Genomic DNA, 17,131 nt, shown 5'->3' on the forward strand with positions numbered 1-17,131 from the left:
ACCGATAGACCATGGTTGTGGCTAGAAACTCAATTTATTCATATCGAAGAATTAACGAAGGGCGCGTACTGGCGGCTTTGAATGCTAAGCTCGCCACAGTAACCCAAGTGATACCCGCCACCACTACAGCCGCGATACCATATACCCAAACAGCTTGGTCGATGCGGTCGTTAAAGTTGGCTAACCAGTCACCAACTAATAAGTAAGTTACTGGGTAGGCAATGGCGATACTCACTCCTACTAACACTAAGAACTCTTTCGCTAAGATGTTCACAATGCTGATACGAGATGCGCCTAATACTTTGCGAACCGCCACTTCTTTTTGACGACGCGCTGCTGCGAATGATGCTAAACCAAACGTACCTAAGCAAGTTAAGAAAACCGCAAGGCCAGTAAAAATAAGCACCACTTGAGAGACTCGCTCGTCGCCTTTCAATACCGCTTTATAACTGTCAGATAGTAAGTTGATCTTCGGTTCAAACACGTTAGCGTGCTGCGCTAAAATCTCAGCGGCTTGCTGTCTGATACTCAATACATTTTGTGGGTTTACTGTTAACACCACTTCTGAGGTTGGGTTGAAGTAACTAAAGCCCAGTAAGAACATGATGTCTGAATTTGAATTATGCGCGTTACCAACTTTAACGTCTGCAACCACACCCACAACACGCATCTCTACATTGCGCCCTGAGTCTTTAATGGTTTTACCTATGATGTCGGCCATATTGTTGTAGCCTGCTTGTTTTGCAACGGTTTCAGTAATAATCACACCTACATGCGTTACACCATTAGCGCGGTTTGCCCAATCTCCTGCATATTGCGAAGAGAAATCACGGCCAGCTAACAGCTCTAAACCTAAGCTTTTTACGACTTCATAGCTGCTGCCAATAATCGGTGTTAAACCACTCGACTTTTCACCATTAGGCCAAGTTGGTTTTAAGGTATTGTTAATCGAGCGAGTTAATTGCGTGTCAATAACGCCAATGTGCTGCACGCCATTGATAGCTGACAATTTGTTAAATACCGCGCTCGGCTGCTGTGTAAAAATGTCGCCAACCGGTACTTCTGAAATCACTAAACGCTGATTCGTTTGATAGCCTAGCGGCAGGTTTTGTAAGTGTGATAACTGCTGCAGTAAAGTTACAGAACCAACTATTAAACCTATTGCTAAAGAGGCTTGAAAAGTAAGTAAGCTTTTACGAACCCAGATTGCTGTACTACCGCGTTGTAAGTCACCACTTAATACACGCTTAGCGCTGAATGATGAAATAAAGAACGCGGGGTATAGGCCTGCCAACACACCAACCGCAATGGCTACAACCACAATGCCCGCACCAAAGCTTGACGCATAATTAAGTACCAATTCGCGATCGACTAGGTTATTGAAGCTTGGCATAACCAACTCAACTAACACACAAGCCAACATCATAGACAGCACTGCAACTAACACAGACTCAGACAAGAACTGGCTCACTAGTTGAGTTTTGCTCGCACCCAATGCTTTACGAACACCTACTTCTTTTGCACGCTTCGTCGATTGTGCGACAGTCATATTGATAAAGTTAAAGCTCGCGATCAAGACAAGTAAAATACTTAAACCAACACAGATGGTGACCACTTGTTTAGTACCACCTGTTTTCATCTCAAACGGTGATTTAGCGGTTAAATGCAAGTCGAGTAATGGGTGTAACTCAATAAACATCTGCCCTTTAAATTCACCAGTATAAGTTTGCTCCGTTAGCTGCTGTTCTAGCGATTTGATGTCTGTGCCAGCAGTCACTTTAAGGTAAACATAATGAGCCGTAATCATCATTTCTTTAGGATCGTTATCTACATACGCTAAGTTTTTAAAACCAAAGTGGGTATTCTCCGGTAAATCAGCAAAGACCGCGCGAACCGTATATTTACCTTTGGCATGATTTAGCGTTTCGCCCACGACATTGGTGCGACCAAAAATACGTTGTGCTTCAGAGCTGCTTAACGCTAGGCTTTCTGGCGTACTCATGGCTTCTTTTAAATCACCATCAAGTGTTTTGATATCAATAAAGCTTTCGATGTTAGCCGTTGCAGCATATAAGTCATTCAGTTTAAAGCCTTGATTATTATGCTTAACATCGACTTCGGCCTCACGGGTAAATTCAATCAATTTGAGTGCAAAGACATCTTCAACCTGGCTGAATTCTGTCGCGCGAACCCCTTGGTTATAATTAAAGATAGGAATAACCCCTAGCCCTAATTTTGAATAATCTTGACCAACACGATAAACACGCTCCGCATTGGGCTGGTGCTGATCGAACGACAATTCATTTTTCGCGAATAACGCCACTAGAATCGCCGCTGCAAGACCCACACTTAAACCAATGACATTCAATAAAAAGTGCTGTTTTTGTTGCTTAAAGGCACGCAGTGCCGTGATTAAGTAATTAACTATCATAACTATGCAACCTCGCTTTCAAGTCCTTGAGATACACTATTGGCTTTGTCTAACATGATTTGGCCGTCTAATAGACGTACTAAACGGTCAGCATACGCGCCTTCTTTTTCTGAGTGGGTTACCATGATCACGGTTGTGCCTTCGCGGTTTAGTTCGCGCAGCATGGCCATCACTTCTTCGCCGTTTTTAGAATCTAGGTTACCGGTTGGTTCATCGGCTAATACCAGCTTTGGATTGATCACTAAAGCACGGGCAACAGCCACACGCTGTTGCTGACCGCCCGATAGCTGCTGTGGTAAATGATCGGCACGGTGATCGATAGCAACACGCTTTAAGATGGCTTCAACACGCTGTTTACGCTCACTTTTTGAGATGTTTTGATATTGCAGTGGCAGCTCAACGTTTTCGAATACCGTAAGTTCATCAATCAAGTTAAAGCTTTGGAATACAAAGCCAATTGAGGCTTTACGTAATTGTGATAGCTGCTTTTCGTTGTAACCCGCGATGTCGGTACCATCGAAATCAAAGCTACCTGAACTTGGTGAATCCAACATGCCTAAAATAGACAGCAGCGTTGACTTACCACAGCCAGAAGGACCCATGATGGCAACGAATTCACCTTGTTCTACGGTTAAATTGATGTCGTTTAAAGCAGTTGTTTCAACATCTTGAGTACGAAATACGCGATTTAAGTTAGTTAATTTGATCATGGGTCTGGTCCTTAAAATTTTAATGTCTGTGCTTTGTCGAAGTTGCTGTAGCCTGAGGTGATCACTTGCTCACCCGCCGACAGGCCGTCTAACACTTCGAAATAATTTTGATTTTTCTTACCTAAGCGTATCTCTCGACGCTCTGCTGTTTTGCCATCATTCGATAACACATACACCCAGTTACCGCCTGAGCTGGTAAAGAATGCGCCACGTTTTAGTAATAATGCGTTGTCTTTGTTGCCACCTAACATCAATTCAACATCGATACTTTGGCCACGTTTAATATCTTGTTGGCCACTTGGTAACGCTACTTCAACTTGAAACTGCGACTGGGTCACGCGGCTATCAATTTTGCTCACTGTTGCCATCACGCTACCGCCATCTAAGTGCACGTTGACGTCCATGCCCTTTTGAACTTGGTTTAAGTAGAATTCATCTAAGCGCACAACTAATTTGTATTCATTTGGAATATCGATTTGACCTAAACGAGCACCACGACTTTTTGATTCACCCATTTCTACATCAAGCTCACTCAAATAACCCGATACAGGCGCTTTTATTAATAAGTTATCTAAGTTTGCACGAGCAAACTGTAAGTTTTTCTGTAGCATTTCGGCGCTATCTTCTAGCTGCTCGACTTGCACTTTACGAATTGAATTTTCTTGCTTTTGACGCTCTAAAGTCAGCTTTTTTCTCGCTTTGTAATAAGCTAAATCTTCTGAGATTTCAGAAAGTCTGTCTTGGGCTAGTACACCGCGCTCAACCAATGGCTTAGATTGCTTGTAACGACGCTCTAAATGGGTAATTTGTAAGTCGATTTCTAATAAATCACGACGCAGGTTCAAACGACTGGTTTCCATGTTCATTTGTGTATTGCGTAAGAAGTTAAGCTGCTCAGTCACCTGCGCTTCGCGGCTCATCACGTCTAACTGTAAGCTAGTGTTACTCAAACGCACCAAAGGCTGACCTTTTGTTACGTAAGTACCCTGCTCAACCAAACGCTCTTCAACCTGTCCGCCCGCAATGGTATCTAAGTAGATGGTAGTTTTTGGCACAACCTGACCTCGCAGACTTAACGCATCGACAAACGCCCCCTGCTCAACCGCATTAATGGTGACACTGCTTAGTGATAAGTTTTGACTGCGACCCGATGACGAGTCTGTAAATGCAAATGCCGCAGCAGCAATGCTCAGTAGCACACCTGCAGCAACGGCTTTCTTAAGATGTTTTTGTAACCCTGAGCGTTCAATTTTCTTATCCATAGCACACCTCTAAATCGTTGAGAGTTTGATTGATGTTCGTTTCGACAACTAAGACAAAATGTCCGAATATGGCAGAGATAAATCAAACACTATGCCAACTTTTAAAGCCATAAAAATCAACAGGTTATAATCATTGGTATTTTTAGTAATAATCAGAGTGTCCGGAAATAGAACACATCGAAAACCGCAATATGTCCATTTATGAACACATTGATAGACGCGCTGTCGCTAAATGAGGTAGGCTAAAGAGATAATAATAAAGCTGATGTACAAAGCCCTGATAAACGTTAAAACAGCTATCATCCAAATTAATTCGGCATCTCATCGCGTACGCAATAGATTCTGAAACAAGTTCAGAATGACCCAGTGTTTAGCTCTGGTAGGGTAAAGTTTGTGTCATCCCGAACTTGTGTCGGGGTCTCATGACTTATGCATCAGTAAAAACCAACAGGCAAGGACCATGACTCAAACCGCCAAACAAGCTGGACACATTTTAATTGTCGACGACAACACCGATATTTTAATCGCGGCTAAGCTGCTGCTAAAAAAGCACTATCAAAAAGTACACACCACAGATAACCCCTTTGATATTGAAGAGATCGTTAAAACGCAGCCAATTGATGTGATCTTACTCGATATGAACTTCAGCCAAGACTCTATAAGCGGTAAAGAAGGGTTTTACTGGTTAAAGAAAGTCGTTGAGCAAGACCCCAGCATTGCAGTGCTACTCATGACTGCATATGGCGATATTCAATTAGCCGTTGATGCCATTAAAGCCGGCGCTGCTGATTTTGTTGCCAAACCTTGGCAAAACGACCAACTATTAGGGGCCGTCGCCGCCGCCTATGCGCACGCGCAGGACAAACAAAAAGTGGGTCAACTAACTCGCCAAACACAAGGCTTAAATCAAGCACTTAACCAAGGCGCGGGTGGTAAACACTTCGATTTTCTAGGTCAAAGTGCAGCCATGCAGCAAGTATTTAGCACCATTGAAAAAGCCGCGTTAACCGATGCCAATATTTTAATCACCGGCGAGAGTGGTACAGGTAAAGAACTCGCTGCACACGCCATTCATCAAGCTAGTTTACGTCGCGAAAATGCACTAATAAGCTTAGATATGGGTGCAATTGCTGATAACCTGTTTGAAAGTGAACTGTTCGGTCATAAGAAAGGCGCGTTCACCGATGCCAAGGCAGACAAAGTCGGTCGTTTCGAACTTGCCAACGAAGGGAGCCTATTTTTAGACGAGCTTGGCAACTTGCCACTCAGCCAGCAAACCACCTTATTAGCCGCGCTACAAAACCGTCAAATCACCCCTGTTGGCGGTAATAAAGCCATCGATGTGAACATTCGCCTCATTTGCGCCACCAACGACAATTTACAACAAGCCGTAGACGAAGGACGCTTTAGACAAGATTTACTTTATCGCATCAACACCATTGAAATCCGTTTACCACCGTTGCGTGAGCGCAGTGAAGATATTCCGTTGTTAGTGAATTACTACCTCGAGTACTTCTGCCAAAAATACAAACGTACCTTAAGTGTCAGTGACGCCGATATGCAAACCTTGAGTGCCTACACTTGGCCGGGTAATGTGCGCGAGTTAGCCCATGCTATTGAGCGTGCTGTGATCTTAAGTGAGGGTGAGCTACTCGATATCAGCACTGTGGTTGGCCAAGTAACGACTACCGCGCAACCAAGCCAAGCTGAAAGTACACAAAACGAGAGCGAGCAGTTGATTAATGTAGACACCTTTAACCTTGAAGAGCTCGAACACCGCACCGTGCGCGCGGCATTAAAGCACTATCAGGGTAATGTGTCACAGGCAGCTAAAGCGCTGGGATTAACTCGTGGTGCCATGTATCGCCGTCTAGAAAAATACGATTTATAACCGGAGCTGAGTATTTTGAGTCACTTTACTAAGCATCCGACAACAGTATTTTTTGCCACCATATTGTTACTTTGCGTGCTAATTACCACCAGCACAAACTTGTATATACAAGGTGGATTTTCAGCGACTTTACTGCTTTTAAGCTTATTTTCGTGCGCGACTTTGTTTTCGCTTATTTCGCAATTTAATAAACAAAACAAGCACATGAGTTTTGTTTTAAAGTCGTTGGCGAATGGTGATAGCTCTTTGGGGTTAAGCAAGCACCACCCTATGCATAGCCACCTTGAAGAAATCAAAGAAAACATTCAAAGCGCGCGCTTTAATGCCGAGCAGCAGGCGCACTTTTTACAGGCCTTATTAGTGCATATTGATTTGGCCGTCGTGGTGTGTGATGACACGGGCGACGTGATTGAATCAAACCCTGCTGTTGCCAAATTACTCGGCAAAGCGGTTCGCCACTGTGATGATTTGGCGCATATTGCGCCTTTAGTCGAAAGTTGTGATCGTAGCCTCAAAACCATTGCCAATTGGCAATATGGTGAACAACAAGACATCTTGTCTATACAAGTAAGTGTTGCTCATATTCAAGGTAAGATCCGCAAAATTATTACCTTGCACTCAATTCGTGATGCCTTACAAAACAAAGAGCAACAAGCCTATAAGCGGCTTACTAAAGTGCTCACTCACGAAGTTGCCAACTCCATCACACCGCTCGCTTCCATTGCACAAAGCTGTGAAAGCCTTTTACCCGAGACACTCACCTTTGATGATGAAGAAGATAAAGACGATTTAGCCATGGCGCTAAAAACACTGGCAAAACGCACCGAATATTTAGGTGACTTTATTGGCCGCTTTAGAGAAGTCAGTAATTTACCTGCGCCCACGCTTAATCCTGAGCAACTTGCTCCATTAGTTGAAGGCGTATTTCAGCTCCATCAACAAACTTGTATCGCAGCTAATATCGATTTACAACTGGACGTGTCACACTCTCAACTGACTATGCTTGATAGCGCACAGGTTGAGCAAGTACTTATTAACTTAACCAAAAACGCCATTGAAGCGGTGCAGCAAAACAGCGGCGACACTTCAGCAGTCGTGCAATTAAAAACAGGCTGTAATGAAGCAGGCCAGCACTATGTTGAAGTCAGTGATAACGGCCCGGGCGTAGCAGAGCATGTGGTCGATATGATGTTCGTGCCATTCTTTACTACCAAGCAAAAAGGCTCAGGCATAGGGTTAAGCCTTTCAAGGCAGATTATGTTGAACCATGGTGGCGACCTCATTTACATCCAACGCGAACAAGGCGCTTGCTTTAGATGCGTATTTGGATGATGTACTCATAGCATATAGCGCCAACTAAAAAGCAATTTAAAAAACAAAGGCATAAGCAATAACAAAGTTAAGGCATAGCCTATGTACTGCGACGCTTTATCGTATTTACCAATTACTTTCATGCCAAATAGCGGCCTAAGTAATGCAACATAACTCAACCCCCAACAAGCTAGCGCACACAACCCAAATGTCAGCACAATAATGAATGTTGGCTCTAACCATGGGCCTAACTCTAATGGGCTAAAGTAATAAGCGAATCCAATGATCACACTTTGATGAAAAATATAAAATGGAAACACCCAGCCGTTGAGCTTATTTAAAATGGGGTGAGAACGAGTTAAAAAGCGCATTGCCAATGCCAGCATGGTCAACACACCTAGTAATCTTTGTGCGGTATACAACATATCCATACTGGTGATCTGCCATTGCACGCTTTGACTGTCTAGCCAAATACGCTGATACCCCCAAACTACAGCTAGATAACCCAGAACAAATAACCCGAGTAAAATGCGCCAGCACTGAGCTAACGATGCAAAAAACGCTCTGTGATGAACCAATAAAAAGCCATAGAGTAAAAAAATGAAGCCCATAGGGTAGCGAAACGTGTCACTCGGCCATGAGAGTTTCAAAGCACAAAGCGGCACCAGTAAACCTAAATACACCCAAAGCACAGGGCGCTGTAAGAAACGCGCTACTCCCTTATGTAACCAGCGACTTTGCAGTACAGGTAACATCAATACCAGCAATAGAGTGAATTGCCATAATGAGCGTAAGTACCAAAGGTGATTCACATCGACATGAGGCCAAATGCCCGCTTGATACTGTGCAAATAACGGGTGAGATAGGTCAAAAAATGCGATGTAAAACTCAACATAGCTAAGCGATAAACCAACCTCTTGCTGCATTTGCGCATACAATTGAATAGGTACGACAAACCACACGCCCACCAGCAGGGGCAGTAAAATTTTTACGGTACGACTCATTAAAAACGGAGGCAACTCCAACTTCTGTAATAGGCAACTCAATGCGGCACCTGAAATAAACCAAATCAGTCCCATACGCCAAGGTGAGAGAAGCAACATTAGATTTTCTATTTCTGTACTTAAATAGGCACTTTTAAAATGAAAGCCCCAGTTTTGCGTATACAACATGCCTGTGTGGTAGAACACCAACAGACCAAATGCGAGTACTCTTAGCCAGTCTAATTCAACAAAGCGCCCTGTCGGGTGGCTTACAAAAACAGCGGGCTGCCACCATTTAGCGATAGATTTGAACATACCTTTTCCGTCAGTTTCTCAAACTTGGTTGTCTTATAGTTTCTGAGTAAATATCAAAATAAAATTAATATGTGCTTAAAAAACAGCAACTAGGGATAAGCGGTGGGATTGTGGGATAAACGACTTGGGACTGACAAGGTTAGTTGTTAAGCTGGTTTTAGTTTCACAGTTAGAGGATCACATATGGCGCGCTCACCTCACTTTCTGCACTATTCAAATCAATATGGTGCGCTGTTTTTGATGGCTTATATTTTTATCAACAACACCATTAATGCCACCTCTGACATTATGGAAGCACAGCGAGATGGCTCTTTACCTTTTCAGTTGTGGGAGCCATTTGTTTGGGAATATAGCAGCGCCTTAAGCACGCTAATATTAGTGCCTGGTGTAATTTTTCTTCTCAAATACCAACCCTTTAGCTTTCAAGCCATAGCTCGTTCTCTCGGCTTGTATTTTTTCGCGTCTGTCATGTTTAGTGTGTTACACGTCGCCATTATGGTGGTACTGCGCAAACTCGTTTATTGGAGCCAAGCAGCTAACTACGATTTTGGTTTGCTCTGGTATGAGTTTTTGTATGAATACCGCAAAGATGTATGGGGGTTTGTGTTTTTAATTGTGGTGATCAAAAGCTATCACTATCTTATCAGTCAATTAAAGGGCGAGGCCCATTTACTGCAACAAGCGGAAGAGTCTGTACAACCGCAGTTTGAACGCCTGCTAGTTAGAAAACTCGGCAAAGAATTTATTATCAAAGTCAGTGATATTGAGTGGTTAGAATCTGCGGGTAACTATGTCAATTTACACATTGATGGGCGTGTTTATCCACTTCGCGCCACCTTGACCAAACTTAGTGAACAACTTGAACCTCAGGGGTTTTGTCGCATTCACCGTAGTCACGCGGTACGACTTGATGCCATTAGTTCCATCACCCCTATTCAAAGTGGTGACAGCGAAGTGACCCTAATTTGTGGCAAAAAGCTCAACCTTTCTAGACGCTATAAAGAGCAATTTAAAGGGTTGCTGCATGGAACTTAATTCAATACTCATTACAATCTACCAACACTTTTTTACAGTAGTGGATAAGGTCAAAGCATAGAATCCTACAAAGATTGATTTGTAAGGATTCCACCTGATGCGCCTCATCGCAACCACCTTATTGCTGGGTTTAATATCACAACCCTGTTTTGCGCAAGATGATTTTGATTTTTCGATATTTGCTAAAACCGAGTTCAATGCTTTAGATGATCAAATCACTTCGGCAGGCTTTGAAGCCATTGGCTATTTTAATCACACGCCTTTTGGTATCGGTGTCAGTAGCGCACTGGGCAATGCCAGCGTAACAACCGAGAGAGGCTATCGAGAAGATTTTATTATGCTCGATACCGGCTTTAAATTTGGCTACTTCTCTAATGTTTATGCCTATGCTGAATTTGGTGTCGACCTATTCGAACTTATGTTTCATGATCAAAGAGATACTGATTACAACAACCGCTCTCATATCACCAATTACAATTCACCCGATAATGAAATAGACGCTTATCTCGGTGCCGCAGTCGGTTTTCATATTGATCACTTTAAACTCGAAGCCTACACCCGTTATCGACAAATTGATGGTAATGGTTGGAATATTGAAGACAAACATTTTACAGGTATGCAGGTGTCGTTTAGTTTTTGATTTTTAGATATTGTCGCGCTAAAGCACGACCTACAGGAGTTAAGCCTATACCTGTAGGTCGTCGTTTACGGCGACAAAATCATCAAAAGCCGATTTAAAGATAAACACTATTCCAATATGGATAACAGCCAATATTCGTCACTAACCCTGCTCGCAAAGGGTTAGCAACAATATATCTAGCAATCGCTATTCGCTGTTCTTCGGCTCTAAGAGCACGATCATAATAGGCACCCTGCCAAACTTTGCTATTGCCTTGGACACACTGGTTTATCATGTGGGATGAATAACCTTTTAAATGCCTTACCACTTTACCTAATTCGGCATTTCCTAACCTTACTAGACCATGAAAATGATCTGGCATAAGTACCCAAGCCAACCAACTACAATCGTGTTGCTGCTCGTTATATGAAATAGACTGGCAAAAACGCTTGGCTAAGTGGTGTTCGATGAAAGTGGCATGGCGGTTGTGACATGTGAAAGTAATAAAGTACTCGCCGAATGGTTTTGAATAACGTCCTTTTTTCAGTTTCTGCCAGCTCATTTATTGCGCCTCTTAGTTAAGCAAGTTACTAAGCTTAGCTCTTTGTCGCGCTAAAGCACGACCTACAGGAGTAAAACCTTTACCTGTGAGGCGTCGTTTACGACCATAAATATCTTTAATTACTCTATACCGCGCTGAAGCACGACCTACAGGAGTAAAATCTTCACCTGTGAGACGTCGTTTACGACCATAAATATCTTTAATTATTCTATACCGCGCTAAAGCACGACCTACAGGAGTAAAACCTTCACCTGTGAGACGTCGTTTACGACCATAAATATCTTTAATTATTCTATACCGCGCTAAAGCACGCTCTACAGGAGTAAAGCCTTTTCCTGTGAGGCGTCGTTTACGACCATAAATATCTTTAATTACTCTATACCGCACTAAAGCACGACCTACAGGAGTAAAGCCTTCACCTGTGAGGCGTCGTTTACGACCATAAATATCTTTAATTACTCTATAGCGCTGAAGCACGACCTACAGGAGTAAAACCTAGCCTGTAGGTCGTCGTTTACGGCGACAAAATTTGCTATGCAGATGTATTTTGCACGAAATAAAAAAGCGCACTTCTCACAAATGCGCTTTTTGGTATGGGTAAGTTGTGCAACTTTTCTAAATTGTCGCGCTGCAGCAAGACTTACAAGGAGCAAAGCTTAGCTTGTAGGTCGTCGTTTACGGCGACAAAAATGGTTTCGTAAACGCCTCCCTTTAAATCCATCTAAACTGGCTGATTAACAATTTTGCGGAGTATTACTTCCTTGTAGCGGTGGCCTGTCGGCATCCTTGCCTCCACTTCCTCACACTGCGATGCTTCGCATCGGTTTTTCGTCACCCTTGCGCAAAACTACTCAGTTTAAGCTCATCTAAACTTGCTCATTTCACATTGCGCAAAAGTAACCTGCTCCGCAGGTGTATTTTGCTCCTAGTCTTTTAATGCAACCTGCCAAACGGCGATTGAGCCTGAGATTTCATTACCAATAATCAGCAGAGGCTTGCCTGTGGCACTTTGCTCAGCAGGTACAAATGACATGCCTTCTGGCGCTAAGTCACCGGTAATATCTGCACCTTCAACCACGCCGCGGTTAAAGAAGTAATCAGCAAACTTGACGTCATAAGGGTTAGTGATGTCGTACACCATAATGCCGCCCATGCGCTCTAGGCCGATAAACGCAAACATACGCTCGCCAATTTGACCCAGTGCCAACGCTTCTGGCTCAGCGCCTTTTGCATCAGAACGCGTATCGCCTTCATTGGTATCTTCATCGTTGTTAAATGCAGCACCATGAACAGATGCCGTGATTCGGGCAATTTCATCGCCAGAATCAAAGACAACTAAACCATTGCTGTCCCAAATCGTGAAAGAGCGCGCACCGTAAGTGTAAAGTGCTTCGTATTGACCATCGTTATCAGTATCACCTTTCACTGTTGTCACTTTTAGGCGACCGATATCGTCATCATCGTTATTTAAGTAAGAGAAGTTACTGGCAAGCGTTAGGTCTTCTACTCGAGATTCATCGATATACGCTAAACAACCATCTTTATCGTCAAAGTCTAGACCGCCTTTTGCGGTACAATCAGCAGCATCTGTGGCATCAAAGAAGTATTCACGACCGTCACCTTCATTGGCAGAAACGACAAAGTTTGCACCTTTCCAGCTAAAGCTTGCGATGGTATCTGGCTGATACATACCGTACAGACCCGGGTATTTCTTAAAGTTGATCTTGCCGTCTTTGTCTGACGCATCCATGACTAAATTTGACCAATCTTTAAAGCCTAACCCCATCAACTTAACGCTGTTATCGCTTAAATCAACCACCGCTAAGCCATTGTTTTCTTGAATAGATACATAAGCATAACGGTTGTCTTTAGAAATACTGACATACTCAGGCTCAAGGTCCATCGCAACCGTAGTATTAATTAGCTTGCCGTTGATTGTGCGACCCGTTGGGTTTGCGAACACCATCCCCATGGCTTCTAATTCAGCCTGTTTGCCGTTGTAATCTGTGAAGGTAATCTGAGTAGCAGTATCTGCCACTGCACCATTAGTTACCGCAATCACACTAATGCTACCTTCAGGATCAACACTGTAATCACCCTCTGGCTCACCTTCGTTAGCCACAACGACTTTGCTGCCGTCTGGGCTGAACGTCACCATGTCTGGTAATGCACCCACTGTGACATTTTTGATAAATACCGGCGCATCACCTGAAATATCATAAAACGCAATTTGACCATTTTCGCCAGTGGTTTTTGCTGCCATAGCAACTGCTAACAATTGATTGTTTTCATCGATTGCTATGCTGTTCGCATCGCCTGGGGTGTTGTCATTTAACGTTAACGTGATCGCACTGCTCAGGTTCGTCGTCGTGATCACACCTTCGTTATTTTTCACCAAACCAGCGGCATCAAAGCTGTATGCAGCAATGATATTGACCACAGCGCTATCACCTGAGCTGTTAATTGCGTAGATCCATTTTTTAGATGCTTGGTAAGCCACGATTTCGGCTGCACCCTCTGGACTTTGCGCGTTTAACACTGCACGACCAACCATTTGAATATCTAACAGACGGTTGGCATCTTTGCCATCAACCCCATTGCTGCCGTCGGTGCCATTTGAACCATCACTACCATTTGTGCCGTTTGAACCATTGGTACCAGCAACACCAGCTGGGCCTTGTTCACCTTGAGGACCTTGTTGACCATCGTCGCCGTCAAGGGCACAACCTGTGAGAGCAGTTAATAATGAGAGCGCGATCAGAGAGCGTTTAAGCATGACTAAACCTATTGTTGTTTATTGTGTAATATTTAATAGCGAACAATTAAACAGCAGGTTTATGACGTTTAAGTTTCTGCGATCTTAAGGATTGATTGCAGTTTTATTGCGCATTATTGTCGGAATCTAAATGCGCATTCAGATAATCCACCAGCAATCTGACTTTAGGTGATAAATGACGATTATGCGGATACAGCGCCCAAATTCCCTCTTCAGCTTCTAAGTATTGCGGTAACACCTCTACCAAGTTGCCTAGCTTTAGGTCATCTGCAATGTAGTAGTCGGGTAACTTGATTATCCCCAAACCTTTAAGTGCTGCATCTCTAAGTGCAAAGCCACTATTACAGTTGAGGCGACTTTTCATTTTTAATGTGCGCTCTTTACCTTCAACGAGGAAACGCCAGTACTCGCTGTTCCCCGTTAAACAGTGGTGTTGTTTCAACTCGTCTAATGTATGAGGTGCGCCATATTGGCGTAAATAATCGGGAGAGGCACAAACATATTGAATTCGGCTGGTTAAACGCTTTGCCATCATGCTTGAGTCATTCAACTTACCAAGACGAATGGCTAGATCAAACCCTTCTGCCACCAAGTCAAAGGTTTGGTTGCTTAAAAACATTTGCACTTCGACTTCCGGGTATTGGCGCATAAAGTCATGTACTAGCGGCATAATAAACTGCTCGCCATAGGCAACTGGGGCAGTCATTTTAATTAACCCCTGCGGCGTGTCTCGCAAATTACTGATTGCGCGTTCAGCCTCTTCAAGCCCCGTTAGCGCGTGTTGGCAATGATGAAAAAACACTTGGCCCTCTTCGGTCAGGGCAACCTTTCGCGTTGAACGATAAAATAGCTTAGTACTGTGCTTTTCTTCTAATGCAGTGACTTGGCGGCTGATATGCGCAGTCGATACGCCTAATCGCTTCGCCGCTTGAGTAAAACTACCCGATTGCGCCACCGCGACAAATTCATTAATGCCCTGCCAACTATTCATACCGCCCTATTATTACCATTGAGTAAAAGTAATTTACAAAAATAAGGGATTATCGAACAGGAGTAAACAAACTACACTTTCTCTCGTCAAAAATAATATGGCAAATACGCGTAAAGCACGTCGCGAAAACGGCTTTGAGTGCCTACGCTCTTATTTGCACAAAACACTTAAAACAATTCACTTAAAAGCTGAGGACAACATGGCAGATAAATTTATTAAATCTAAGGCGGCCGTCGCATGGGGCCCAAATGAGCCACTCAAAATCGAAGAAGTCGATGTAATGCTGCCGCGTAAAGGCGAAGTATTAGTGCGCATCGTTGCAACGGGTGTCTGTCATACCGATGCATTTACTTTATCGGGTGATGATCCAGAAGGTATCTTCCCGTCAATTCTAGGCCACGAAGGCGGTGGTATCGTTGAGCAAGTAGGTGAAGGTGTAACCGGTCTAGAAGTAGGCGACCATGTAATTCCACTTTACACCGCAGAATGTGGTGAGTGTAAGTTCTGTACGTCTGGTAAAACCAACCTGTGCCAAGCGGTACGTGAAACGCAAGGTAAAGGCCTCATGCCAGATGGCACAACGCGCTTTTACAAAGACGGTCAGCCAATCTATCACTACATGGGTTGCTCAACCTTCTCTGAGTACACAGTATTACCTGAAATTTCTTTAGCCAAAGTAAACAAAGAAGCACCACTTGAAGAAGTGTGTTTATTAGGCTGTGGCGTGACAACCGGTATGGGTGCGGTACTGAACACTGCAAAAGTACAAAAAGGCGACACGGTAGCGATTTTTGGTTTAGGTGGTATTGGCCTTTCAGCGATCATTGGTGCAACCATGGCAGGTGCAAGTCGCATCATCGGTGTGGATATCAATGAAAGTAAATTCGATTTAGCGAAAAAGCTAGGTGCAACTGACTGTATCAACCCGAAACATTTCGATAAGCCAATTCAAGAAGTGATCGTTGAGATGACTGACGGCGGCGTCGACTTCTCATTTGAATGTATTGGTAATGTCGACGTGATGCGTTCAGCCCTAGAGTGTTGTCACAAAGGCTGGGGTGAATCAGTGATCATCGGTGTTGCAGGCGCAGGCCAAGAGATCTCAACGCGTCCATTCCAACTGGTTACTGGCCGTGTATGGCGTGGTAGCGCATTTGGTGGCGTAAAAGGCCGCTCAGAGTTACCTGAAATCGTTGAGCGTTATATGGCGGGTGAGTTTGGCTTACAAGACTTTATTACTCACACCATGGGCCTTGAAGACATCAATGAAGCCTTTGATTTGATGCATGAAGGTAAGAGCATTCGCTCAGTGATCCATTACAACAAGTAAACAGTTCAACACCTCCAAAGAGCTTGTATAAACAAGCTCTTTGTTCTTTATGGATATCAAAAATGAACTTAGAGAATATCAGTAATAACAAAAGCTTTGGTGGTTGGCATAAGCAATACACTCACCAATCTGAGGTGCTTAACTGCGCCATGCGTTTTGCCATTTTTCTACCGCCACAGGTGAACGAAGGCCATAAAGTGCCTGTGCTTTACTGGCTTTCTGGCCTAACCTGCACAGACGAAAACTTTATGCAAAAAGCCGGCGCTCAACGTGTTGCCGCAGAATTAGGCATAGCGATAGTGGCACCTGATACCAGCCCGCGTGGCGAAGGTGTGGCAAACGATGAGGGGTATGATTTAGGCCAAGGCGCAGGGTTTTATGTAAATGCAACGCAAACCCCTTGGGCGGCGCATTATCAAATGTATGATTATATCCTTGATGAGCTGCCAAACTTAATTGAAGCAAACTTTCCGGTCACTTCACAGCGAGCGATCAGTGGTCACTCTATGGGTGGGCATGGTGCATTGATGATCGGCCTTAAAAACCAATCTCGTTTTAGTTCAATTTCAGCGTTTAGCCCTATCACTAACCCAACTCAGTGCCCGTGGGGTGAAAAAGCCTTCACTGCGTACTTAGGCGACAACAAACAAGCTTGGACTGAATACGACAGTGTTGAGCTTTTAAAAGCAGGTAAACCGAGTTTGCCAATCTTGGTTGACCAAGGCAGCGAAGATGGCTTTTTAGCTGAGCAATTAAAGCCTGAAAACTTACTTGCCGCGGCTAAGTCAGTCGATGCAGAGTGTGAGCTGAGAATGCACGCTGGCTACGACCACAGCTATTACTTTATTGCCAGTTTCATAGAAGACCACCTGCGCTTTCACCACCAGCATTTAAACGCCAAGTAACTAAACAGCT

At 43.8% G+C, this 17,131-nt stretch carries 14 protein-coding genes; 6 read left to right on the top strand and 8 right to left on the bottom strand.

Going from position 1 to position 17,131, the window contains the following annotated elements; all coding sequences use genetic code 11:
• Positions 1-34 precede the first annotated feature (34 nt).
• From ACH784_RS17295 to ACH784_RS17305, 3 genes are read right to left on the bottom strand one after another with little or no spacing between them, the layout of a single operon-like run.
• Positions 35-2,431, bottom strand: coding sequence for an FtsX-like permease family protein (locus tag ACH784_RS17295; RefSeq protein WP_404392303.1), 2,397 nt, complete (start codon positions 2,429-2,431; stop codon positions 35-37).
• 2 nt (positions 2,432-2,433) lie between these two features.
• Entirely contained in the window at positions 2,434-3,141 is a 708-nt protein-coding gene (locus ACH784_RS17300; protein WP_404392305.1) for an ABC transporter ATP-binding protein, read from the bottom strand.
• 11 nt (positions 3,142-3,152) lie between these two features.
• On the bottom strand, positions 3,153-4,403 hold the full coding sequence (locus ACH784_RS17305; protein ID WP_404392307.1) for an efflux RND transporter periplasmic adaptor subunit: 1,251 nt from the start codon (positions 4,401-4,403) through the stop codon (positions 3,153-3,155).
• A gap of 460 nt (positions 4,404-4,863) precedes the next feature.
• Between ACH784_RS17305 and ACH784_RS17310 the strand changes: the two genes are divergently transcribed.
• Together ACH784_RS17310 and ACH784_RS17315 are read left to right on the top strand one after the other, a co-directional pair.
• A complete protein-coding gene (locus tag ACH784_RS17310; protein ID WP_404392309.1) occupies positions 4,864-6,294 on the top strand; it encodes a sigma-54-dependent transcriptional regulator in 1,431 nt (476 codons plus the stop codon).
• Positions 6,295-6,498: 204 nt separating this feature from the next.
• Positions 6,499-7,626, top strand: coding sequence for a sensor histidine kinase (locus ACH784_RS17315; protein WP_404392311.1), 1,128 nt, complete (start codon positions 6,499-6,501; stop codon positions 7,624-7,626).
• 5 nt (positions 7,627-7,631) lie between these two features.
• Here the strand turns inward: ACH784_RS17315 and ACH784_RS17320 are convergent, their stop codons facing one another.
• Positions 7,632-8,903 carry an acyltransferase family protein gene (locus tag ACH784_RS17320; protein ID WP_404392313.1) on the bottom strand — a complete coding sequence of 424 codons (1,272 nt, stop codon included), beginning with the start codon at positions 8,901-8,903 and terminating at the stop codon, positions 7,632-7,634.
• Between the two features lie 183 nt (positions 8,904-9,086).
• Between ACH784_RS17320 and ACH784_RS17325 the strand changes: the two genes are divergently transcribed.
• Both ACH784_RS17325 and ACH784_RS17330 read left to right on the top strand, forming a co-directional pair.
• Positions 9,087-9,938, top strand: coding sequence for a LytR/AlgR family response regulator transcription factor (locus ACH784_RS17325; RefSeq protein WP_404392315.1), 852 nt, complete (start codon positions 9,087-9,089; stop codon positions 9,936-9,938).
• 97 nt (positions 9,939-10,035) lie between these two features.
• Complete coding sequence (locus tag ACH784_RS17330; RefSeq protein WP_404392317.1) at positions 10,036-10,578, top strand: hypothetical protein; 543 nt, start codon at positions 10,036-10,038, stop codon at positions 10,576-10,578.
• A 94-nt stretch (positions 10,579-10,672) separates the two neighbouring features.
• Here the strand turns inward: ACH784_RS17330 and ACH784_RS17335 are convergent, their stop codons facing one another.
• The 4 genes from ACH784_RS17335 to ACH784_RS17350 form a co-directional block, all read right to left on the bottom strand.
• Positions 10,673-11,119 carry an REP-associated tyrosine transposase gene (locus ACH784_RS17335; protein WP_404392319.1) on the bottom strand — a complete coding sequence of 149 codons (447 nt, stop codon included), beginning with the start codon at positions 11,117-11,119 and terminating at the stop codon, positions 10,673-10,675.
• Between the two features lie 12 nt (positions 11,120-11,131).
• The gene (locus tag ACH784_RS17340; protein ID WP_404392321.1) at positions 11,132-11,596 is read right to left on the bottom strand and encodes a hypothetical protein; all 465 of its coding nucleotides are present in this window, start codon (positions 11,594-11,596) and stop codon (positions 11,132-11,134) included.
• 448 nt (positions 11,597-12,044) lie between these two features.
• Positions 12,045-13,895, bottom strand: a complete 1,851-nt coding sequence (locus ACH784_RS17345; protein WP_404392323.1) for a choice-of-anchor I family protein — start codon at positions 13,893-13,895, stop codon at positions 12,045-12,047.
• 103 nt (positions 13,896-13,998) lie between these two features.
• Positions 13,999-14,886 carry a LysR substrate-binding domain-containing protein gene (locus tag ACH784_RS17350; RefSeq protein ID WP_404392325.1) on the bottom strand — a complete coding sequence of 296 codons (888 nt, stop codon included), beginning with the start codon at positions 14,884-14,886 and terminating at the stop codon, positions 13,999-14,001.
• A 199-nt stretch (positions 14,887-15,085) separates the two neighbouring features.
• Between ACH784_RS17350 and ACH784_RS17355 the strand changes: the two genes are divergently transcribed.
• Both ACH784_RS17355 and fghA read left to right on the top strand, forming a co-directional pair.
• Positions 15,086-16,216, top strand: coding sequence for an S-(hydroxymethyl)glutathione dehydrogenase/class III alcohol dehydrogenase (locus ACH784_RS17355; protein ID WP_404392327.1), 1,131 nt, complete (start codon positions 15,086-15,088; stop codon positions 16,214-16,216).
• 62 nt (positions 16,217-16,278) lie between these two features.
• Positions 16,279-17,121 (top strand): S-formylglutathione hydrolase, encoded by an 843-nt coding sequence (gene fghA / locus ACH784_RS17360; protein ID WP_404392329.1) that lies wholly within the window; start codon positions 16,279-16,281, stop codon positions 17,119-17,121.
• Positions 17,122-17,131 lie beyond the last annotated feature (10 nt).

This window comes from Pseudoalteromonas phenolica (assembly GCF_044788725.1).
Classification (GTDB): domain Bacteria; phylum Pseudomonadota; class Gammaproteobacteria; order Enterobacterales; family Alteromonadaceae; genus Pseudoalteromonas; species Pseudoalteromonas phenolica_C.

Coding starts and splice junctions, on each gene's coding strand:
- ACH784_RS17295 (WP_404392303.1), bottom strand. CDS start 2,431: ATGATAGTTAATTACTTAATCACGGCACTGCGTGCCTTTAAGCAACAA.
- ACH784_RS17300 (WP_404392305.1), bottom strand. CDS start 3,141: ATGATCAAATTAACTAACTTAAATCGCGTATTTCGTACTCAAGATGTT.
- ACH784_RS17305 (WP_404392307.1), bottom strand. CDS start 4,403: ATGGATAAGAAAATTGAACGCTCAGGGTTACAAAAACATCTTAAGAAA.
- ACH784_RS17310 (WP_404392309.1), top strand. CDS start 4,864: ATGACTCAAACCGCCAAACAAGCTGGACACATTTTAATTGTCGACGAC.
- ACH784_RS17315 (WP_404392311.1), top strand. CDS start 6,499: ATGAGTTTTGTTTTAAAGTCGTTGGCGAATGGTGATAGCTCTTTGGGG.
- ACH784_RS17320 (WP_404392313.1), bottom strand. CDS start 8,903: ATGTTCAAATCTATCGCTAAATGGTGGCAGCCCGCTGTTTTTGTAAGC.
- ACH784_RS17325 (WP_404392315.1), top strand. CDS start 9,087: ATGGCGCGCTCACCTCACTTTCTGCACTATTCAAATCAATATGGTGCG.
- ACH784_RS17330 (WP_404392317.1), top strand. CDS start 10,036: ATGCGCCTCATCGCAACCACCTTATTGCTGGGTTTAATATCACAACCC.
- ACH784_RS17335 (WP_404392319.1), bottom strand. CDS start 11,119: ATGAGCTGGCAGAAACTGAAAAAAGGACGTTATTCAAAACCATTCGGC.
- ACH784_RS17345 (WP_404392323.1), bottom strand. CDS start 13,895: ATGCTTAAACGCTCTCTGATCGCGCTCTCATTATTAACTGCTCTCACA.
- ACH784_RS17350 (WP_404392325.1), bottom strand. CDS start 14,886: ATGAATAGTTGGCAGGGCATTAATGAATTTGTCGCGGTGGCGCAATCG.
- ACH784_RS17355 (WP_404392327.1), top strand. CDS start 15,086: ATGGCAGATAAATTTATTAAATCTAAGGCGGCCGTCGCATGGGGCCCA.
- fghA (WP_404392329.1), top strand. CDS start 16,279: ATGAACTTAGAGAATATCAGTAATAACAAAAGCTTTGGTGGTTGGCAT.